Below are 20,515 nucleotides of genomic sequence, written 5' to 3' on the forward strand. Positions count from 1 at the left end.
GCGTTCGAGCGTGATTGTGTTGCCGCCAGGTTTCCCGGCATTACATGAGCCTGGCGCCGCATTTAGAGGAGAAGCGCCGCTCACTTCGTTACGAAATCGACACGTCAAAATGACAACGCGGCTGCCGTTTCAATTCAACGGCAGCCGCGTCAACATCGAAGTTCAGCTCGACGCTCAATACGTTCCGGGCGGGGGCGGCGGCGGCGAGCCAGGCGGAGGCGGAGGCGGCGTGGTGGCATAGCCGCCCTCGGTGGACTGAATCGTACTCATGCGGCCAGAGACCGGAATGCGATTGCCGGACGCATACATACATTGCAAGTACGAATAGTCGTAACGACGCTGGACTTCGTAAGCCGAACCTTGCGACGCACTTGCGCCAAACAGGCTGCCAGCCAGCAGACCAGCACCGGCGCCGACCGCCGCGCCACTACCGCCATTGAACGCCGCACCCGCTGCTGCGCCCAGTGCCGTACCCACCACCGCACTGCCAACTCCACTCGCGGTGGCCGCCTGATTGGTCGACACACCCCCCACCTGCTGAAACGCATATTGCCGGCAAGAGGCATCGTCGGCGCGAAACTGATCGAAAGTTTTACCTGTACCGGGCAGCGCCATCACGCTGGGACCCGTCGGCACAACCGCGCACGCACCGAGAAAACTCAGCGATGCAAGCAAAGCAATCCGTGAATATTTCATTTCCTTCTCTTTGCGGAAAAGCACATTTAATTTGAGGGTGCCGCCGACTGCTGCGCCGGCACCGGCCGCCAGCCCGACGAACACTGCTTCACATACGGGTAATAGCTTTTCGTGGCATCGCAGAAGTACCAGGTGCCATTACCCTGCTGCGCGGCGTCCGGAGCCGGCGCGGCGGCAGACGGACCCTGCTCCACGTATTCCTGCGGCGCCGCCGGCACTGGCACGGGCACCACGACGGGCGCCGGATACGGGTAGTAGTAAGGCCCCGGCGCGTAGTAATAGCCCCCTCCGCCGATAAACACACCCACGCGGGCTGCATGCGCCACGCCGCTCGCGCACACCAGTGCGGCGGCCGACAGCCCAAGCAAAATAGTCAACCTTTTCACAACATTCTCCAGGACGAAAATGGGCGCCCATACGGCGTCCCAAAGTACTACTGAACGCTATTCCACTCTGAGCAGCAACACAACCATTTGCGAAGGCATGAATTTTTCCGCTCGTTACAGTGCAAGCTTTTCGAATGGCTTTTGTACGCTGTGGCGGCTATTGCAAGTCATCTGTGTCCGGATAGAGGCGCTGCAGCAGCTCGCGGCCGCGACGCGTCAGTTGCAGCATGCGTCCCTGGCGATCGTGCTGGCGCACTTCGACCAGTTCGTAATGGCGCAACGCAAGGACATCGGGATCGAATTCTTCCAGATGCCTTCCGGTGTCCCGGAGCAGCATAAGCGTCGCGAGTTCGTGATGGCTCAGCATCCGACACCTCCATTGATCAGTGCATGGGCAATGTCGACATCCTAGTGATCCGAAAAGACGCTTTGGCTACAAATGTGTTTCGTGACGTTACGCGGTTACATATGCAGCGAACGTCGCCAAAAACGCCGCGCCGTAGCAGTCAACAAACTTACAGCAAGCCATGTGCCGCCAGTTCGGACGCCAGCGCTTCGGTGCCGGTGAACCGGTAGCCGCGCAGTCCCGCCTCCACCGCTCCCGCCACGTTCGCCTCGACGTCGTCGATAAACAGCGTCTCGCCGGGTGCAACCTTGAGATGCTGCACGCAGCGCCGGTATAGATCCGGCGAGGGCTTCGCCGCACCGAACGACGCCGACGCATAAACCTGTGCTCCGAACACCTCCGCGACCGGCGGGCATAGGTAATGGATGTGATCGGCAAGCAGGCAGCAATTGTTGGTGAGCACCGCGACACGGTGCCGTCGGGCAACCGCCTTTGCAATGGCAATGACCTCGGCGTCCGGTGTCATGCCGGCACGCCGCGCGTCGAGCCAGTCATCCACCGTGAGCGGATACGCCAGCAGCGCGCCCAACTCGCTGATGTAGCCGGCATCGCTCACCTGGCCGGCATCGGCGCGCCCTTCCAGACCCGAGTCCCAGATCGCCTGGCGGACCGCTTGCGCGTCGCGGCCGACCCGCGCCGCAATGTGCGCGATGCGCGCCGAGCGATCGTAGCGGCACAGCACGTCGTCGAGATCGAACAGGATCAGTGACAGGGGAGATGTCATGGCGTCGCTCGGGAAGGGATTCGCAACTGCATGCGCTTCACGATTCTGGCAGAAACAGAAAGGCGCATCCACGCGCTCAAAAAGGCATTTGCTCCGGCATGCGTGGCAGATTTATTCAGGGCCAATGCGCATTGAAACCTGGCGGCTTTTGACTACCATGAAGACACGTCCTGTCACCGGGTTTGTCCTGCGATGCCCAACCGTACACACCCTGTTTGCCGCTTCGTTTTTCCCCGCAGCCGGTGCCGCCCGCTTGCGCGTGGTGCAGCGTTGGCGTGCTTGATCCTGATGGCCGGCTGCACTTTCACGCCGCCGCAACGTCCAGCACTGACCACGCCGGCCGCCGCCGTCAACAGCGCCTCGCTCGATCAATACCGCCTCGCGGTGGCCCGCCGCATTGTCGAGCGCAACCCCTCGTATGTCTTGCAAGGCACGCTTCAGCCGATGCTGCGTTCGCTTGTCGTGGTCTCGTTCACCGTCGACCGCAACGGCCAGGTCGTGCAATCCGCCGTGTACCGCACCAACGGCGACGACGACGCCGAGAGCACCGCGCTCGCCACGCTACGCCGCGCCGCCCCCTTACCGCAGCCGCCGGCCAAACTGCTCAATACGCGCGGGCAGCTCGAACTGTTCGAAGACTGGCTCTTCAACGACAACGGCAAGTTCCAGCTACGCAGCTTCGCGCCGCAACAGGCGCAGACAATCGATTGAAGGATCGACCAGGCGCCGAAGCAGCCTCGCTGCACACCCACGATATAATTTGCGATCCCTTGCGCCGGAGGCTTCCGGCACGACTGTCGCCGCTCACCCACCCGCTGGCGCCGCACAGCTCGACCTTCGCAGCGCCGCGCTACCCGCGCATTGCATCGCCCGCTGCGTCTTTCTGGCCGCGCCTGCCATCGCTTCGCCCCGGCTGGTTTTCCCAGCTCCGGCCATCGCGCGGCAGGCCGGCCATGGTTCGTCGTTTAAGCTGTCCAATCGTTGTCCGCGCAACGTCCTGCCATGACTGGCGGTGGTCGTCGCGGCGCACGCGAAACTCACTATAAGCCGCACCGGACCGCCCCCACCCACCGGGGCCCGGGCGTCACGAAACTGGAGATTTGAATGTCCACTTCGCCGCTTTCCGCGACTCAGCCTGGCGCAGCCGGGCAAACCAGCAGTGCGCGGATCATCTTCGCGAGCTTCATCGGCACCGCGATCGAGTTCTACGATTTCTACGTCTACGCGACTGCAGCGGCACTGGTCATCGGACCGGTATTCTTCCCACACGGCTCCGCGACCGCCCAGGCGCTATCCGCATTCGTCACGTTCGGCATTGCGTTCGTCGCGCGGCCCATCGGCTCGTTTCTGTTCGGCCACTTCGGCGACCGGATCGGCCGCAAGTCGACCCTCGTGGCATCGCTGCTGATGATGGGCGTTTCCACCACGCTGATCGGCTTCGTGCCCGGCTACGACTCGATCGGGAGCCTCGCGCCGATCCTGCTGTGCGTTTTGCGCTTCGGCCAGGGCATCGGCCTTGGCGGCGAATGGGGCGGCGCCGCGCTGCTCGCCACCGAAAACGCGCCGGCAGGCAAGCGCGGCTGGTTCGGCATGTTCCCGCAGCTCGGGCCGTCGATCGGCTTTCTCGCTTCCAATGGCCTGTTCTTCGGCCTTGCGCTGTCGCTGTCCGACGAGCAGTTCCGCAGCTGGGGCTGGCGGGTGCCGTTTCTCGTCAGTGCGGTGCTGGTCGCGCTCGGTTTGTACGTGCGCCTGAAGATCGCCGAAACGCCGGCTTTCCGTGCCGCCATCGAACGCGAAGAGCGCGTGCGCGTGCCGGTCGCCACCTTGCTTTCGCAGTACTGGTGGCCGACTATCCTCGGCGCGCTTTCGATGGTGGTCTGCTACACGCTGTTCTACAACGCGACTACCTTTTCGCTGTCGTACGGCGTATCGGTGCTGCACATTCCGCGTCAAAGCTTCCTCGGCCTGCTGTGCGTCGCGGTGCTCTTCATGGCGCTCGCCACGCCGCTCTCCGCGTGGGCCAGCGACCGCTACGGACGCAAGCCCGTGCTGATCGTCGGCATCGTCGCGGCCATCCTGTCGGGCTTCACCATGGCGCCGTTGCTCGGCAGCGGTTCGATGCCACTGGTGCTGCTATTCCTCGTGATCGAACTGTTCCTGATGGGCGTCACTTTCGCGCCGATGGGCGCGTTACTGCCGGAGCTGTTTCCGACCAGCGTGCGCTATACCGGTGCCGGCGTCGCGTACAACCTGGGCGGCATTCTGGGTGCCTCGGTGGCACCGTATATCGCCCAGATGCTGGCGGCACGCGGCGGTCTGAGCTGGGTCGGCGCATATGTGTCGATCGCCGCGGCGGTGAGTCTGTTCGGCGTGCTCTGCATGCGCGAAACACGTGACGCCCGTTTGATGTAACACCGCAGCCGGGCGTCGGTCTGGCGCCTTGCCTGCTCGCGCATCGTTGCGGGGCGCAGCGCCTGGTGCGTGCTTGCCGGATCGTTTCCGGCGGCACGCCGGCCACCTTTCCCGACGGTAGTTTGCCGCTCTTGCACGGCTTTTTGCCGCGCCTATACTCAGGGTCAGATACCCCGTGAGCCAGGAGGCGGCAATGAACTTCTATCTCCAGAACTCAGATCTCGTGATGATCATTGCACTGGCGCTGCTGGGCTCTCTGCTGCTGGCCATCCGCTTTCGTCCGGCCACCTGGAAAGGCATCGTGCTCGAGGCGCTCGCCGCCAACGTGGCCGCCATCGTTGCCGTTGTCGCCTTCGAGTTGATGCTGGGTTGATCGCCGGACTCTCGTGGTCGCGGCAGCCGCACGGCCGGCTTGCGCGGACCGTGCGACGCGTCGCCTTGCCTGCTCTTTTGTTTCTCCCTGATGCCTGTCGCCGGTCGCCGTTCCCCCCGCTCAGTAGTAATAGCCGTGGTGATAGCCGCCGCCGTAATACCCCGGCGCCGGTGCAATCACGCAGCCTCCCAACGCGGCGGCCAGCAGCGCGCCCGCAATCAAAGTCAGCGTCAAGCGTTTCACGTCGTTCTCTCCATCTATTCAGTGTGATTCGAGCCAACCTCGAACGCTGTTGATTGGACACCACGACGCCTCGCGCAAGCGTTGCATTTTGTAAGTGATCTGGAGAGTGGCGTTACAGGGCGCGCGGTTGCGCAAAGCGGTGCAGCGCGGGGCAGCGAGGCGATTCGCCCAGCTCGCGAGTCTGGGCAAGGCCGGCGCGTGAACTGAGGTGCGCGGCTGACACATTGGCATGCCTACCAAAAGCGACACTTTTAACAGGTGTGTAATGGAACAGCGACGCGACCGCCCAAGGGACGCAAGACAAACACAAGACGAACATTCCCGCCCGGCGCTGCAACAACATGACGACGCAGATTGAACTCGGCCTTCAACCAGCGGTCTGTCTTATTGAAGTCCTGTTGTGTTCATGTTGGATCCTCTCCGCCCATCGTTCCCCGACGTGGGCGTTTTCAGAGGCGTGCCGCGACGGCGCTCGCTGGTTTGAGCGTACAGTGCGTCACGCCTTTTTTCTTGCTGGCCACGCAACCGGGCACTGGCGCAGCTTCCGCGCCTAGGTCGACGCACTCTCAGCAAACAATCTCAAGCCGCGATTTCAGGCAGCGGTGGCGGACACGCCGGCGGTGCGCGGATCCGTATGCACGTAGTCGATGGCTCGCAAGGCTTCGCTCACCGGCGGCACGGAATGACCATCGCCGATGGAAATTGAACGGAACGGCGCTTCAATGCCGAAGTGCGACGGCGAAGTGGCGACGAAAATCATCACCGTGCGCTTTTGCAGTGCATGCGCGACATGCACGAAGCCCGTGTCCGTACCAATCACGAGCGAACACGCGTCGATCATCCGCGCAATTTCCGTCACGCTCAGCTTCGGCAATACCGTTGCGCCCGGCAACTGCGCCGCGATGGCCACGGCTTCCTCACGCTCACCGTCCGACCCCCACGGCAACACGATGCGAAAGCCGCGCTGCATCAATTCCTGCCCCACAGCCACCCAGTGCGTGAGCGGCCATTTCTTGTCGTCTTTGGAGGTGGCATGAAACAGCGCGGCGACAGGCCCCTCGCCGGCTTCGAACGGCACGACGCCCGTATCCGGCAGCTTCAGATCGTAGATTTGCGGACCGTCGGGCACGTAACCCAGCACCTCCCCGGCGCTGATGCGCATGCCCTGCCACGCGTTACCTGCCGGGCGCGGTCCGAAGCGGCCGGTGTAGGCGAACGCGGCGCCGCGCTCGCCCAGGTCCTTCGCGCGGTAGCCGTAACGACGCGACGAGCGCGCCAGAAAGGCGATGATCGCGCTCTTGTAGACGCCCTGAATGTCGATGATGAAATCGTACCGATATGCCCGCAATTCGCCGATCGACGCCGCGATCGCCTTGAAGTCGGCCCAGCGGCGCGCCTTTTTGAACCGGCGCAACGGCGCGCAGAGGACGCGGTCAACGCTCTGGCTCCAATGAACCACTTCGGCAAACGCCTCGTCTGCAGCCCAGTCGACCTGCACCCCTGGAAACGCCCGTTTGATGTCGGCGATGACTGGGAGTGCCTGCACAATATCGCCCAAGGAAGTTACCTTGACGATAAGAATTCGCTTCATTGATAGCCCGTCACATAATCGGTCGCGGCGTTATTTTAGCCGACGATCCTTTCATCTTATCCAAATGGCAACCATTTTGCCGGCGCCTGAAGCGCCGCGCTGTACGGCGAACCCGCGCAGATGAGCGAGTTCACAGGCGGGATTTCGGATTAATTTCGATTCGCTTTCGGCCGGTTTTGGCCTTGCATCGCCCGCTATACTTTCCCCTTTGCCTGAGCACTTCACTCATGCGGGCACTGCCACCCTTCTCCTCCAGCCTCGCGCGGCGCACGCGGCGCCTGTGGCGCCAGTACGGCGTGTTCTGGCTCGGCGCCATCGCCGTCGGCCTGATTGCCGTCCTGTATGCCCGCCTGATCGATTTCGGTTTTTCGCAATTCCAGGCCATGCAGCATCGGCACGTGTGGCTGCCGCTCTTCGTGACGCCCGCCGTGTCGGCCGCAGCCGTGTGGCTCACGCGCACCTTCTTTCGCGGCGCGGAAGGCAGCGGCATCCCGCAGGTGATCGCCACCCTGCATGCGAAGCCTGGTGAATACGGCGAACGCCTGCTGTCGCTGCGCATCCTGTGCGGCAAAGTCCTGGTGTCGTTTCTCGCCATCCTGGGCGGCTTTACGATTGGCCGCGAGGGACCGACGGTGCAGGTCGGCGCCGCGCTGATGTTCAATCTGCGGCGCTTCTATCCGCGCTCAAACGCATTGATCGAGCGGCAGCTCGTCCTGGCCGGCGCCTCCGCGGGTCTGTCCGCCGCATTCAACACACCGCTCGCCGGTATCGTGTTCGCGATCGAAGAACTTACCCGCAGTTTCGAAGCGCGCGCGAGTGGCGTGCTCATCACCGCCATCATCATTGCGGGCGTGATCGCACTCGGTCTGAACGGCAATTACACGTACTTCGGCACCATCCAGATCGGCGCGCATTTCCCGGATCTGCTGGCGGTCGCCGTGCTGCTCACCGCCATCGTCACGGGTATCGCCGGCGGCTGTTTCGGCTGGCTGCTGCTCAATACGGCGCGCTGGATTCCCGCACCGCTGCGGCAGTTGCACGGCGAACGGCCGGTGGTGTTCGCGGCGCTGTGCGGGCTCGCGATCGCGGTGGTCGGCCTCGTCTCCGGCGGCATGACCTTCGGTAGCGGCTATGCGGAAGCGCGCGGCCTGCTGGACGGACGCGAACAGCTGTCGGTGTTCTATCCGTTCCTGAAGATGATCTCGATGGTCGGTTCGTATCTGCCGGGCATTCCGGGCGGCATCTTTGCGCCGTCACTGTCGATCGGCGCCGGCTTCGGCAATCTGCTGCACATGGTGTTCGGCAGCATGCAATTGCAGATGCTGATCGCGCTCGCCATGGTCGGCTATCTCGCCGCGGTGACGCAGGCGCCGATCACGTCGTTCGTGATCGTGATGGAGATGATCAACGGTCACGCGCTCGTGATCTCGCTGATGGCGACCGCGCTGATTTCGAGCCGCGTGTCGCGCCTGTTCGCGCCGCCGCTCTACGAAGCGCTGTCGCGGCGCTATATGGCGCCGCTGCCGAAACCGGCGCCGGCGCCGGTCCCCGAAGTGCCCGAGGCGCTGATCGACGACGCGCCCGAAGCGGACAAGGCCGGCGAAGTCGACACGCCGCCGCGTTAAGCGCAATCAATAGATCACGACGGGCGCCGGCCGGACATATACCGGCCGCCCCGGCACCACGACGCAGCCGGCCAGCGTGATGGCCAGCAGCACAAGCGCCAGAAGATTCTTTTTCATACATTTCACTCCGCAAGCGCGCAGGCAGCCGGCGCAAGACGACGCGCGGTTGCCCGTTTGCTCATTCGTTGGATGGTGTGCAGGCCTTCACAGACCTGCTCTGCGGCCGCGCTGGGATGTGCCTGAGGATTCTCTTCAGGCAGACCTCACGCAACCGCGCTCAGGGGGTTCGGCGCGTGAGACAAGTCACGCGCCGCGGTTCACGACACTCAAGCCCAGTGGCCGTCGATCCAGCGGTAGTGCGGACCGTGCGCGGCCCAATGGCCCGGCACCCAGTGATACCCGACCCGCTCCACTTGCCAGTGTCCGGGGACCCATACGTAGCGGCCGTGATCCCAGCGCCAGTGGCCGTGATCCCAGACATAGCCGGCACGCGCGGCCGGCACCGCTTCGTAGCGCACCGGCGGCGGCGCGGACGGTGCAATCACGACGACTTCAGCGGCCGATGCCGATGCAACTGCCGAAGCACCAGCGGCAAGCAACACAGCCTGCGCGAGCAGCAAACGAAGAGTCTTGTTCATGTTTTTCCTCTAGTCAAAGGCGCCGATCACGGCGTTATCCGTTTAATGCGCGAGAGGACATTCCGGCTGACGAGGCGAACGTTACGCGCTGCCCCGAAGTGCAACGGAATATTTCGCGGGCGGGAGCGGCTTTGCATAGACGCGGCGATATGGCCGCAAAGGTGCGCGCATACGCCGCTGCGAAGGCACACGTCAGCGGCGAATCACATGAAGAAACACAGGGGGAAGGAGACGAACGGCGGCTGAAGAACCCTGCTACCGCACTCGCATGCCCTGCCCCGTCGCAACGACGGAGCAGGACCTGCGCACAGATGATTTAAAAAGCGCTACTGGAATCAGGCCTGCGGAATTTCGATCTTGACCTCGAGCACTTCGAGGTCGTCCTGGCGTTCGAGGCTCACGCGAATATCATCGTCGGAGATCTTCACGTACTTCGAAATCACGGCAACCAGTTCGCGTTGCAACGCCGGCAGATAATCGGCGGGCGCATGGCCGCCGGCGCGCTCGTGCGCGATGATCAACTGCAGGCGTTCCTTCGCTATGGATGCGGACTTCTTTTTCTCGCCCAGCAAAAACGAAAGAATCGACATTACGTGCGCTCCCCTTACTTGGTGCCGAAGAGGCGCTGCAGCAGGCCTGGCTTCTGGTAATCGGTAAAGCGAAGCGACTTCTGCTCGCCGAGGAAACGCGACACGACATCCTTATAGGCTTCGGCAACGTCAGTACCGTCGAGGTGCACGGCCGGCAAGCCCTGGTTCGACGCATGCAGCACCGCTTCCGATTCCGGAATCACGCCGATCAGATCGATGCGCAGAATTTCCTGGATATCCGTGAGCGACAGCATTTCGCCTTCGCTCACGCGCTTCGGGTTGTAGCGCGTGATCAGCAGGTGTTCCTTGATCGGCTCCTTGCCTTCGATGGCGCGCTTGGTCTTCGACGACAGAATGCCGAGAATGCGGTCCGAGTCGCGCACCGACGACACTTCCGGGTTCGTCACGATCAGCGCTTCGTCGGCGAAGTGCATTGCCAGCAATGCACCCGACTCAATGCCCGCCGGCGAATCGCAGACGATGTATGCGAAGTCCATCGCGACCAGGTCGTTGATGACCTTCTCGACGCCTTCCATCGTCAGTGCGTCTTTGTCACGCGTTTGCGAGGCCGGCAGGATGAACAGGTTCTCGCACTTCTTGTCCTTGATGAGCGCCTGGTTCAGGTTGGCTTCACCCTGGATCACGTTGATCAGGTCGTACACCACACGGCGTTCGCAGCCCATGATGAGGTCGAGGTTACGCAGGCCGACGTCGAAGTCGATCACGGCGGTTTTGCTGCCACGCAACGCGAGGGCAGATGCAAAACTCGCGCTCGTGGTCGTCTTGCCCACGCCACCCTTGCCCGATGTCACCACAATGATTTTTGCCATTACCCTTACCCTGTATGCAATTTCGTTCAAATAAGTCCGGTGTCTGCCCCGATCAGCGGCACGCGCCTCGCAGCGCGCGCAACGGACGATCAGGTGAGCCGCAGCGGTTCAATCATCAGCTTTTCTTCGTCCAGCCAGATTTGCACCGGCTTGCCGAGCACGTCTGCCGGCAGCGGCGTCTCCGTCGTACGGTAGATACCGGCAATGGAGATCAGTTCCGGCTCCAGACAGGTGCAAAAAATGCGCGCGTCGTGGTTGCCGTGCACGCCGGCCAGCGCCCGGCCGCGCAACGGCGCGTAAATATGGATGTTGCCTTCGGCGATCACTTCGGCGCCGTAGCTCACGAGGCCGAGCACCACCAGATCGCCCTTTGCGTAGATGCGCTGGCCGGAGCGCAACGGCTTGTCGACCACCGTGGTCTGCGACGAGGTGGCAAGACGCACCGGTTCGGCAGCGGGCGCGCCGGCCACTTCGGCGCTCGCGGCCGGCGCCGCTGTCTCGGACGCTGAAGGCGCGACGGCAATCGGCAGTTCGGCCTGCACCGGTTCGGCGGCCTCGCCGTTTTCTTCGCCGGCCGGCTTCGCGCTCGCGCCGCGACGGTCGCGCGCTTCGAGAAGCGGCAACGCGGATTCGGCGGCCCAGCTCTGCTGCGGCTGCGCGACCACGCCCACCGGACGCATGCGCACGCTGTCGAGCAGTTGCGCGATCTCGGCGAGCGGCACGCGTTCGCCGTCGGCGAGGCGGCGCACGTCGATTGCGACGACGTCGTTGGCGAAGAATTCCGGGGTCGCCTCGAAGCGCCGCGTCAGTTCGGCACGCATGGCGTCGAGGTCAGTGGTCTTGACCACGAACAGGAGCGTGTCGACGCTGCCGCTGCGCAGTTCAAAAAATGGCGATTTCTTGGGCGACATAGCGTTCTGCAAAAAATTTTGCGTATTTTACAGGCGTCCACGCGCGCGGCGAGTATTTTTGGAGATGACGGCCGCGGACGCGGCCCGGCGCCATGCGGCGGACACGATAGCAGCGCAGGAGCAAGGGAACGGCGTGCGGCGGAACCGCTCGCCGGATCACTGGGAGGAGGCTTCTGAAGACCGCCGGACGTGGCGCACCAGCAGGCTTTCCGACTGGTCGGGCCAGCGCGCCGTGCGAGCGTGCTCGCCGGTCGGGCCGAAGCCGAGGCGCTCGTAGAAGCGCATGGCGTTGCGGTTGGCGTCGGCCACCCACGCGTAGATTTCCTCGGCGCCTTCGCTTGCCAGCCATTCGCTGGCGGTATTGACGAGCAATTCGCCGCCACGCAGATGCCGCACGGCCGGCGCGACCCACAACTCGCGGACAAATGCGCGGCGCGGCGTGGTGTGCTCGAAATGCGCCTCGATCAATCCGGCGGGATGCCCTTCGGTATAGAGAATGAACGACGTGACGGTGGCGGAAACCGCATGACTCGCGGCGGTGACATCGAAGGTGGCGGCGTCGGCCGACAAAGCGTCCTCGAGCGTCTGGCCGAAGGCGTAGGGTGCCTCGCGCAGCGACGCGGTACGAAGTTCGCGGAAAACTGCGCCCTGATCAGCGGCGATGCGGCGAACGGTCAATGACGGACTCATGCAGACGAAAACCCCTTGTAACACTAAGGCGTAGCTTTAACCGAACCGGCGCGCGAGTCAAATCCTTATTTGCGCGATTTGTGCGCAAACGGGCTTGACGGGTGATCGACGAAGCGCAACTGCCGTTTCGATCCGTCACACAGCGGAGCGTCGCGGCGGTGCAGCAAGCGGGCCTGCATACGTGAGCCGCGGTTGCGCCAACGCGCGTGGGAGATGCCGTGCATGTGAGCCGATCTGCGAGAAATAACGCGTTTCCGCCTTCCCGCAAACGTTGTCGCCGACGTTGGCCGGCTCAAGGCGCTTCGTATCTGCCGGGCCCGTCCGGCCACGGCGTAAGCAGCTCATAGCCGTCTTCGGTGACGGCCACCATATGTTCCCATTGCGCCGACAGCGAACGGTCCTTGGTGACCACGGTCCAGCCGTCGCGCAGCACGGTCGTACCCGCGCGCCCGGCATTCACCATCGGCTCGATCGTGAACACCATGCCCGGCCGCAGACGCACGCCCTGTCCTGCCTGCCCGTAATGCAGCACCTGCGGATCTTCGTGATAGACCTTGCCGATGCCGTGCCCGCAATAGTCGCGCACGATCGAAAAGCCCTTGCTCTGCGCAGTCTTCTGGATGGCATGACCGACATCGCCGAGCGTCGCGCCCGGTTTGACCTCGCGGATGCCCGCCAGCATCGCATTGTAGGTGGTGTCGATCAGTTCGCGGGCCACCGTGCTGGGGGTGCCGACGCAATACATGCGGCTCGTGTCGCCGAAGTAGCCGTCCTTGATCACGGCAACGTCGATATTGACGATGTCGCCATCCTTCAGCACCTCGGCGCGATTCGGAATCCCGTGACAGACCACCTGATTCACGGACGTGCACACCGTCTTCGGAAAACCCAGATAGCCGACGTTCGCCGGAATCGCCTTCTGTGTGTTGACGATGTAGTCGTTGCACAGCGCGTCGAGTTCGTCGGTCGACACGCCGGGCCGCACGTGTTCGCCGATCATCGCGAGCACGTCGGCCGCGAGACGGCCGGAGATGCGCAGCGCGGCGATATCCTCAGGAGTCTTGTAGGTGATAGCCATGAAATCAGAACAGGTTGATGAACGCGTCACGGCGAGCGGGCCACGCGAGTTCGTGTGCGGAAGACACACCAGAGGCGCTGCCGGCGTGCGCTGGAAATGCGCACACGCAGCGACGATCCGGTCGTCGATTGGGGAATTGTACAGAGGATGACGGCACCCGCCGTTCGACCCATGCTGCGGGCGCACGCAGATTTCTTTTCCATGTGCTGCATCCAGCGCCTCATTCGAGCCGTAGAACGTGTTGAGGACCTGCCTCTTACCGGCGACGCTGTTCTGTTCCTGTTGAAGAGTGGTGTGTCTTCGTGTCCGTCATTTTCGCCCATGCATCGCGTGAGGAGTTCCGTTGTCTGCACGCGTGCGTCGCGACTGGCGCGGCAACCCTTGCGAACTTTCTGAGGAGCACGGTCATGTCCGACACCAAGCAAGACAGTTATTCAGCATCCCTTATCGATGTCTTCGATCGCCGCGTGGAGCGGCGCCTGAAGCGGCGCCAATTCTTCAGGAATGCCGGCGGCCTCGGTCTGGGTCTGGTAGGGGGCACCTTGATCAGCGCCTGCGGCGGCGGTTCGGGCGGATCCGCCACGGCCAGTCCGTCGGCGCCGACGGATGCCGAGATTCTCAATTTCGCGCTCAACCTCGAATATCTCGAAGCGCAGTTCTATACCTATGCGACCACCGGCAGCGGTTTGCCGGCCGGTATGCTGTCCGGCGTCGGCACGCAAGGCGCCGTGACGGCAGGTGCGCAAGTACCGTTCCAGGATCCGCTCGTTAAGGCATACGCGAACGAAATCGCCAAAGACGAACAGGAGCACGTGGCGTTCCTGCGCACAGCGCTCGGTTCGTCGGCGGTTGCCATGCCGTCCATCGACATCAGCGGCACCAATCCGAATGGCGCATTTTCCGTTGCGGCGCGCGCGGCCGGCCTGGTTGCCGCGGGTGTGGCGTTCAATCCGTACGAGAGCGATAACAACTTCCTGCTGGGCGCGTTCATCTTCGAAGACGTCGGTGTGACGGCCTATAAGGGTGCCGCGCCGCTGCTTGCGAGCAAGACGTTCCTCAGCGCCGCCGCCGGCATTCTCGCGGCCGAGGCGTATCACGCGGGGCTCGTGCGGACGACCTTGTATGCCAAAGGACTCGATACGGAGTCGCTCATCACCGCGGCCAACGCGATTTCCGCGGCGCGCGACAGCCTCGATCAGGTGGGCAACGACGACCAGGGCATCACGGGCGCCACGGCCGGCACCTCCAACATCGTGCCGCTCGACAGCAATGGTCTCGCGTTTAGCCGCACTTACTCAGATGTGCTCAATATCGTCTATCTGACGAGCACCGCCGCGGTCAAGGGCGGCTTCTTCCCGAACGGCGTCAACGGCACGCTCAACATGAGTGCCTGAACGCGCGTTCCGGGATGCCGGCAGCGGGTCGCCGCGACGCGGGTCGCGTTCCCCGTTGGCCGGACCCGCCACAAATCGCCCGTCGCACGGGCATGCGGTGTTCCACGCGTTTGACGGCACCCAGGAGATGTCATGAACGAAGCCGTGAGCCACGCGGTCGTACCGCGAACGCTGACCGAGCAGACCTGTTTCGAGGTGCGCGAAGCGCTGGCCGGCCGGCGTCGCGGGCCGCGCGCGATGCTGACGTTTGCCGGGCCGGCCGTGGTCGCTTCGATCGCATACATGGATCCCGGCAACTTCGCGACCAACATCCAGGCTGGCGCAGGTTACGGCTACACGTTGCTGTGGGTGGTGGCCGTAGCCAATCTCGTCGCGATGCTGTTCCAGTCGCTCTCCGCCAAGCTAGGGCTCGTGACCGGGCGCAATCTCGCGCAACTGTGCGGCGCGTCGCTGCCGCGCCGCTACGTGCTCGTCATGTGGGGCATGAGTGAAATCGCTGCGATGGCGACGGACCTGGCCGAATTCGTCGGCGCAGCGATCGGCATGTCGTTGCTGCTGCATCTGCCGATGCTGGCCAGCATGCTGGTGACGGCTGCCGTCACGTATGGACTGCTGCAATTCGAACGCAAGGGTTTTCGCCCACTGGAACTGGTGATCGCCGCGCTGGTGGGTGTAATCGGCTTGTCGTATCTGGCCGAACTGGTGATCGCACCGGTCCATTGGCCCGCGGTTCTGCTGCATACGTTCACGCCCAGTGTGCCGGATCGCAACGCGCTGACCATTTCGGTCGGCATCATTGGCGCGACGGTGATGCCGCATGTGCTGTTCCTGCATTCGGGTCTCACACAAAATCGCGTGACACCGCGCAACGATCGCGAACGCGCGAAGCTGCTCAGATTTTCGAATATCGAGGTGATCGCCGCGCTCGGCGTCGCCGGTCTCGTCAACATGGCCATGGTGATCATGGCATCAAGTGCGTTTCATCAGGGCCACCCGGAGATCGCCACCATCGAGACCGCCTGGCGCACCTTGACGCCGCTACTGGGCAGCGCGGCGGCGGGACTGTTCCTTGCGGCGTTGATTGCGTCGGGCGTTTCCAGCTCGGTGGTCGGCACGATGGCGGGCCAGATGATCATGCAAGGCTTTGTCGGCTTTCGCATTCCGGTCAGCGTGCGCCGGCTCGTCACGATGGCGCCCGCCTTCGCCGTGGTGGCATGGGGCGTGGACGTGACCAATGCGCTCGTCGTCAGTCAGGTGGTACTGAGCATTGCTTTGCCGGTGCCGATGATCGCACTGGTGTGGTTTACCTCACGCAGCGAACTGATGGGCGCGTATCGCAACCGCCGCGTGACGACGATTGCCGCGGTAACCGGCACCGTCGCGGTACTGGCCTTGAATATCGTCCTGCTGGTGCAGCTCGCACGCGTTTCGCTTTGAGCGGCGCGTATATCCGCGCCCGGATGATCACGCTGCGGGTACCTTCATGCGACCGGCAATGCTTCGGAAAATCCAACACGTCACGCCGCCGCGCGGGCAAGGCGGCCGCAAAAAAGCGCGCGCATGTCAGTTCGCCGATTCGAGCACGAACTGGATCACATCGGTGCGACCTTCATCAAAACCCACCTCGCAATACGCGAGATAAAGCCGCCACGTCCGAATGAAAGTCTCGTCGAAACCTTGTGCGCGGATGGCTTCGAGTTGCGCTTCGAAGCCGCTGCGCCAGCGACGCAAGGTCTCCGCGTAGTCGCGCCCAAAGGCAAGCGACACCTGCGCCGCAAGTTTCGCGCGTTGCGCGGCCGCGATGAAACGTTGCGGACTCGGCAGCATGCCGCCAGGGAATATATATTCGCGGATAAAGTCGCTGGAAGCGCGATAGGCAGCAAAGTGCGCATGATCGATGGTGATGGTCTGCACCAGCGCCTGCGCGCGCGGTCCAAGCCGTTCACGCAAGATGCGAAAGTAGGCCGGCCAGAACTGCTCGCCGACGGCCTCGAACATCTCAATCGAGACGATACCGTCGTACTGTCCAGTCAGCGTGCGATAGTCGCGCAGTTCAAGTTTTACACGCCCGGAGAGGCGCGCCTCGGTCACACGCATCTGTGCAAATTCGAGCTGCGCCAGCGAAATCGTCACCCCATGTACGTGAATGCCAAGACGCGCCGCGTGGATCGCAAAGCCGCCCCACCCGCAACCGATCTCGAGAACGCGCATGCCGGCGCGCAAGCCGAGCGTATCGATGATGCGCTGATACTTGGCGTGCTGCGCGGTTTCAAGCGACTGGTGAAACCGGCCGTCGAAAACCGCGCCCGAATAGGTGAGGCTCCGGTCCAGCCAGCGCGCATAGAAGGCATTGCCGAGGTCGTAATGGGCGTGAATGTTGCGACGGCTACCCGTGCGCGTATTGCGGCGCAGACGGTGTCGCACGCCGTACCAGACCTGTGACAACCAGCCGCCGTACACGGTGCGTTGCAACGCCCGCTCGTTGCGGATCGCCACGCGCAGCAGTGCGGCCAGGTCCGGCGTCTCGACCCAGAAGGCGCGCCACGCTTCGGCAAAGCCAATATCGCCTTTGCGCAGAATCGCGCCGCACGCGCGCCAGTCGCGCAGTTCGAGACGCGCGCCCGGTGCCGCATGCGGGTCGCCGAACACACGCTGCTGGCCATCGGGCGTGACGAGTATCAGGTGCCCGACGCGAATCCGCTTGAGCAAAGCCAGCAACAACCGGCCCGACGCCGGAGCGGTTTGAGGACTGCTCAGCGTTCTGGAAAGTGTCATGGCTGCGTCTCCTCAATCGACGAAGAACGGCGCGCGGTAGTGGACATCTGCCCGGTTGCCTGATGATCGGGAGTGACGCCGGCCATGTGACCAGAAACGGGATGTTTGCCGTAAAACGGCACCCGCTTGAGAAAAAGCCGCAACGCCTGCCAATGGATGCGCGCGACGACGCCCAGCGTGAGCCACGGCTGCCTGCCCAGTGCGGCGAGCGCGGTGCTTCGCGTGAGCGGACGAAGCCGCCCGCTGATCGCGGTGCGAATCAGCAGACCGTCGGCATCGTGATAGTCGATGGCAATCGACGAGCCTTGTGGCGTCTCACGCAGCCGAAAGCGATAACCGCCCTCGACCCGGCAAAACGGCGAAACGTGCAACGCTTTGCGGCAGCTCAGTTCCGTGGATGCGTCGATCGCTCCGCCGGCGGGCGCCGTCAGCAGATAGCCATGCCGCGCGCCGAATGTGTTGCGCACCTCGACAAGTAATGCGCGCAATGCGCCGCCGCGGTCGTGGCAAAACCAGAAGCTGACCGGGTTGAACGCATAGCCGAACACGCGCGGGAAGGCCTGCAGCCAGATTTCCCCGTCGGCCGCTACGCCGGCTTCTTCTAGTTGCGCGCGCATCCATGTGGCGAGGTCGCTGCCGTCGCAAGGTCCATGGTCACGCGCGTGAAGACTGAGCGCGCGCCAGCGGTTGATGCCGAACCACCCGCTCTCGAGCGTCGTGAGGCGCGCGAGATTGCAGCGCACATAGAACACTGGATACGCGAAGCGGTGATGGCGCGGCCGCAGCCGCTCATGCACCACGCGGCCGGTCAGCAGCCACGCGGCAACCTCGGTGTGCTCCGGATGATCGGTCTGCGCGTGTTTCATAGCTTCGCCCACGCCGGTAGTGCATTGAAATCGGCGGCAACCCGCAGCGCCGATTTCAGGCCGTCCTCATGGAATCCATAGCCGGTCCAGGCCCCGGCAAACCATGTGCGGCGACGGCCTTGCACAGCCGGCAAACGGCGCTGTGCGTCGATGGCCGCGAGATCGAACAGCGGATGGTCGTAGACGAAGCGGCGCAGCTCGGTGCCCGGCGCCGGTTCGACAACCGGATTCAACGTGACGACAAGGGGTGTGTCGAACGGCAACGACTGCAGCTGGTTCACGAGATAACTCACGCACACAGGGCGCGTGCCGTCCAGACGCCGGCCGCCCAGATAATTCCACGCCGACCAGACCCGGCGGCGGCGCGGCAACAGCTTCGTATCCGTATGCAGCACGGCGACGTTCGGCTGGTAGCGGACGGCGCGCAGCACGTCGCCCTCGGCGAAGTCGGGGTCGTCAAGCAGCTTGAGCGTGTCCGGTGCGTGGGTGGCGAGGACCACGGCGTCGAAGCGCTGCGGGCCGCTATCGGTCAATACGTCGACGCCATGCGCATCACGCCGTACGGCACGTACGGGGGTGTCGATGCGCACATCGTCGAGTCCGCGCACGATCTGCCGCACGTATTCGCGGCCGCCGCCCAGCACCGTCTTCCATTGCGGACGCCGGTTGATTTGCAGCAATGCGTGATTGAGGCAGAAACGCAGGAAGGTAGTGGCCGGAAAGCGGAGGATGTCGGCGGTCGCGCTCGACCAGATTGCGGCGGCCATCGGCAATAAATAGTGCTGCTGGAAAGCACCGCCGTAACCGCCGGCCATCAACAGATCACCCATCGACGCACCGGTTCGCAGCGCGACGTCGAGGTTGCGCTCGGCGCTGCCATTGAAGCGCACGATATCGCGCAGCATGCCGATGAAGGTCGGCGAAAACAGATTGCTTCGCTGCGCGAAAACCGTGTTCAAACTCGTGCCGGCCCATTCGAGACGACCTTCATCGAGCGACACCGAGAATGTCATTTCACTCGGATGCGCCGTGACACCCAGCTCCGCGAAGAACGCGATCAGATTCGGATACGTGCGATCGTTGAAGACGAGGAAGCCTGTATCGACGGGATGCGTGTGACCGTCGAGCGTCACGTCGACAGTATTGGTGTGACCGCCCGCGTAAGAGCCGGCCTCGAACAGCGTCACGGAATGCTGCTTCGACAGCAGATAGGCACTAGCCAGTCCCGCAATGCCGGCACCGACGACGGCGATCCGTTGACCGCACGGCTGCAGGTTCGAAGCGGCATGGCTCATGTGCGGGTCTCCGGCAAAAAAAGCCGCGCATGAAAGCCGGGATGAATGGCGTTTGCGCGTCCATGTTCGGAATACGCAGCAAGTGCGGGATTGGATGCAGCTGGAGTTGAGGAATCAGGGAGACGCGAGGCTTGATGCCACGCGAAATCATGCGTCGCCGATGGACGCCAGACGGTGTGCGTCGTTCAGCCTGGCTGTTTGGCTGTTTGACTCTTGCGATGTGGATGTCTTTGCGCGGACACCTTGATACGCAGCAGGCTTGGACAGGCGCGTTTCAAACAGCGCGGAAACGCTTAAGACGAATGACGGCGCCGGGATCGCAAACAAACAAGACGGATGCCATGCATCTGCATTCAAAGAATCGACGCGGCGGGGCGGATCGTAACCGTTTGCCCGGCACCGGCGTGGAGGGGCAGGCGCGCTATTCCTAGTCCCACATGTTCCGGAACGCGACCGCCACGATCACCGGCACGCACATCACGAGCGGAATGGCGAAGTAAGGCACTTCCAGATCCACGTAGTAGCTATAGACGAGCCAGCCAATGCCGGCACCGAGGGTCACCAACGCGACAAGCCACGTCAGGATATTCAGCGTCCGGTTCGACGGACGCCGGCGCGGGTGGTCTTTTGTGGAAGAGGTTTTCATCGCAGCACCAGGGGATCTTGTCGCGGCTTTGTCGCGGATATCTGAAGCTTCAATGTTACTCCCCCGCGGCTGACGGATGCGAATTGGCGATGCGCCTGACAAGCGAGCGCACCGGACAGACGGTTGCTTTGGGGTGGCCATGCGCGCGTGGCACAAAGCAAAAAGCCCCGCAGGATCTGCAGGGCTTTTTAGAATTCTGGCGGAAAGGGTGGGATTCGAACCCACGGTACAGCATAACTGTACACCGGATTTCGAGTCCGGCGCATTCGACCACTCTGCCACCTTTCCTGCGGATTCACGTTCGCGAAGCGGGTCGGTGCTGCGCGAAGTCGAGGATTATAGACAA

At 63.3% G+C, this 20,515-nt stretch carries 22 protein-coding genes and 1 tRNA gene; 6 read left to right on the plus strand and 17 right to left on the minus strand.

Annotated features, from left to right (window positions below; genetic code table 11):
- Nucleotides 1-174 precede the first annotated feature (174 nt).
- From VGH41_RS26300 to VGH41_RS26315, 4 genes are all read right to left on the minus strand, one after another.
- A complete protein-coding gene (locus VGH41_RS26300; protein ID WP_331600596.1) occupies nucleotides 175-696 on the minus strand; it encodes a hypothetical protein in 522 nt (173 codons plus the stop codon).
- Nucleotides 697-722: 26 nt separating this feature from the next.
- On the minus strand, nucleotides 723-1,082 hold the full coding sequence (locus VGH41_RS26305; protein ID WP_331600597.1) for a hypothetical protein: 360 nt from the start codon (nucleotides 1,080-1,082) through the stop codon (nucleotides 723-725).
- Nucleotides 1,083-1,239: 157 nt separating this feature from the next.
- Nucleotides 1,240-1,449: a hypothetical protein gene (locus tag VGH41_RS26310; protein WP_331600598.1), complete on the minus strand. Its 210-nt coding sequence runs from the start codon at nucleotides 1,447-1,449 to the stop codon at nucleotides 1,240-1,242.
- A 148-nt stretch (nucleotides 1,450-1,597) separates the two neighbouring features.
- Nucleotides 1,598-2,212 (minus strand): HAD family phosphatase, encoded by a 615-nt coding sequence (locus VGH41_RS26315; RefSeq protein WP_331600599.1) that lies wholly within the window; start codon nucleotides 2,210-2,212, stop codon nucleotides 1,598-1,600.
- Between the two features lie 192 nt (nucleotides 2,213-2,404).
- Here VGH41_RS26315 and VGH41_RS26320 point away from each other — a divergent pair, with 192 nt between their 5' ends.
- The 3 genes from VGH41_RS26320 (at nucleotide 2,405) to VGH41_RS26330 (ending at nucleotide 4,997) form a co-directional block, all read left to right on the plus strand.
- Nucleotides 2,405-2,923, plus strand: a complete 519-nt coding sequence (locus VGH41_RS26320) for a cell envelope integrity protein TolA (RefSeq protein ID WP_414696724.1) — start codon at nucleotides 2,405-2,407, stop codon at nucleotides 2,921-2,923.
- A gap of 393 nt (nucleotides 2,924-3,316) precedes the next feature.
- Nucleotides 3,317-4,624: an MFS transporter gene (locus VGH41_RS26325; protein WP_331600601.1), complete on the plus strand. Its 1,308-nt coding sequence runs from the start codon at nucleotides 3,317-3,319 to the stop codon at nucleotides 4,622-4,624.
- Nucleotides 4,625-4,817: 193 nt separating this feature from the next.
- Complete coding sequence (locus tag VGH41_RS26330; RefSeq protein ID WP_331600602.1) at nucleotides 4,818-4,997, plus strand: hypothetical protein; 180 nt, start codon at nucleotides 4,818-4,820, stop codon at nucleotides 4,995-4,997.
- 120 nt (nucleotides 4,998-5,117) lie between these two features.
- Here VGH41_RS26330 and VGH41_RS26335 read toward each other — a convergent pair whose 3' ends face one another.
- Complete coding sequence (locus tag VGH41_RS26335) at nucleotides 5,118-5,240, minus strand: hypothetical protein (RefSeq protein ID WP_331600603.1); 123 nt, start codon at nucleotides 5,238-5,240, stop codon at nucleotides 5,118-5,120.
- A gap of 592 nt (nucleotides 5,241-5,832) precedes the next feature.
- Nucleotides 5,833-6,831 carry a lipopolysaccharide heptosyltransferase I gene (gene waaC / locus VGH41_RS26340; RefSeq protein ID WP_331600604.1) on the minus strand — a complete coding sequence of 333 codons (999 nt, stop codon included), beginning with the start codon at nucleotides 6,829-6,831 and terminating at the stop codon, nucleotides 5,833-5,835.
- Nucleotides 6,832-7,058: 227 nt separating this feature from the next.
- On the opposite strand from waaC, the gene VGH41_RS26345 reads away from it, so the two are divergent.
- Complete coding sequence (locus tag VGH41_RS26345) at nucleotides 7,059-8,456, plus strand: chloride channel protein (protein ID WP_331600605.1); 1,398 nt, start codon at nucleotides 7,059-7,061, stop codon at nucleotides 8,454-8,456.
- 326 nt (nucleotides 8,457-8,782) lie between these two features.
- Here VGH41_RS26345 and VGH41_RS26350 read toward each other — a convergent pair whose 3' ends face one another.
- The 6 genes from VGH41_RS26350 to map form a co-directional block, all read right to left on the minus strand.
- The gene (locus VGH41_RS26350) at nucleotides 8,783-9,094 is read right to left on the minus strand and encodes a YXWGXW repeat-containing protein (protein WP_331600606.1); all 312 of its coding nucleotides are present in this window, start codon (nucleotides 9,092-9,094) and stop codon (nucleotides 8,783-8,785) included.
- Nucleotides 9,095-9,429: 335 nt separating this feature from the next.
- Nucleotides 9,430-9,684: a cell division topological specificity factor MinE gene (gene minE / locus VGH41_RS26355; protein ID WP_117335330.1), complete on the minus strand. Its 255-nt coding sequence runs from the start codon at nucleotides 9,682-9,684 to the stop codon at nucleotides 9,430-9,432.
- A gap of 14 nt (nucleotides 9,685-9,698) precedes the next feature.
- Nucleotides 9,699-10,514, minus strand: coding sequence for a septum site-determining protein MinD (gene minD / locus VGH41_RS26360; RefSeq protein ID WP_331600607.1), 816 nt, complete (start codon nucleotides 10,512-10,514; stop codon nucleotides 9,699-9,701).
- Nucleotides 10,515-10,603: 89 nt separating this feature from the next.
- Entirely contained in the window at nucleotides 10,604-11,425 is an 822-nt protein-coding gene (gene minC, locus VGH41_RS26365) for a septum site-determining protein MinC (protein ID WP_331600608.1), read from the minus strand.
- Nucleotides 11,426-11,581: 156 nt separating this feature from the next.
- Nucleotides 11,582-12,115: a GNAT family N-acetyltransferase gene (locus tag VGH41_RS26370; RefSeq protein WP_331600609.1), complete on the minus strand. Its 534-nt coding sequence runs from the start codon at nucleotides 12,113-12,115 to the stop codon at nucleotides 11,582-11,584.
- 292 nt (nucleotides 12,116-12,407) lie between these two features.
- Nucleotides 12,408-13,193: a type I methionyl aminopeptidase gene (map, locus tag VGH41_RS26375; RefSeq protein ID WP_331600610.1), complete on the minus strand. Its 786-nt coding sequence runs from the start codon at nucleotides 13,191-13,193 to the stop codon at nucleotides 12,408-12,410.
- Between the two features lie 407 nt (nucleotides 13,194-13,600).
- On the opposite strand from map, the gene VGH41_RS26380 reads away from it, so the two are divergent.
- Both VGH41_RS26380 and VGH41_RS26385 read left to right on the plus strand, forming a co-directional pair.
- Nucleotides 13,601-14,587: a ferritin-like domain-containing protein gene (locus VGH41_RS26380; RefSeq protein WP_331600611.1), complete on the plus strand. Its 987-nt coding sequence runs from the start codon at nucleotides 13,601-13,603 to the stop codon at nucleotides 14,585-14,587.
- A 132-nt stretch (nucleotides 14,588-14,719) separates the two neighbouring features.
- Entirely contained in the window at nucleotides 14,720-16,024 is a 1,305-nt protein-coding gene (locus tag VGH41_RS26385; protein WP_331600612.1) for an Nramp family divalent metal transporter, read from the plus strand.
- 126 nt (nucleotides 16,025-16,150) lie between these two features.
- On the opposite strand, the gene VGH41_RS26390 is transcribed toward VGH41_RS26385, so the two are convergent.
- From VGH41_RS26390 to VGH41_RS26410, 5 genes are all read right to left on the minus strand, one after another.
- Nucleotides 16,151-17,362 (minus strand): cyclopropane-fatty-acyl-phospholipid synthase family protein, encoded by a 1,212-nt coding sequence (locus VGH41_RS26390; RefSeq protein WP_331600613.1) that lies wholly within the window; start codon nucleotides 17,360-17,362, stop codon nucleotides 16,151-16,153.
- Nucleotides 17,359-18,228: a DUF1365 domain-containing protein gene (locus VGH41_RS26395; protein ID WP_331600614.1), complete on the minus strand. Its 870-nt coding sequence runs from the start codon at nucleotides 18,226-18,228 to the stop codon at nucleotides 17,359-17,361. The genes VGH41_RS26390 and VGH41_RS26395 overlap by 4 nt, the downstream gene beginning before the upstream one ends.
- Nucleotides 18,225-19,523, minus strand: coding sequence for an NAD(P)/FAD-dependent oxidoreductase (locus tag VGH41_RS26400; protein ID WP_331600615.1), 1,299 nt, complete (start codon nucleotides 19,521-19,523; stop codon nucleotides 18,225-18,227). The genes VGH41_RS26395 and VGH41_RS26400 overlap by 4 nt, the downstream gene beginning before the upstream one ends.
- A gap of 427 nt (nucleotides 19,524-19,950) precedes the next feature.
- A complete protein-coding gene (locus VGH41_RS26405; RefSeq protein WP_331600616.1) occupies nucleotides 19,951-20,169 on the minus strand; it encodes a hypothetical protein in 219 nt (72 codons plus the stop codon).
- A 197-nt stretch (nucleotides 20,170-20,366) separates the two neighbouring features.
- Nucleotides 20,367-20,457: transfer RNA gene (locus VGH41_RS26410), tRNA-Ser, on the minus strand.
- Nucleotides 20,458-20,515: the final 58 nt, after the last annotated feature.

This window comes from Paraburkholderia sp., assembly GCF_036488795.1.
GTDB lineage: Bacteria > Pseudomonadota > Gammaproteobacteria > Burkholderiales > Burkholderiaceae > Paraburkholderia.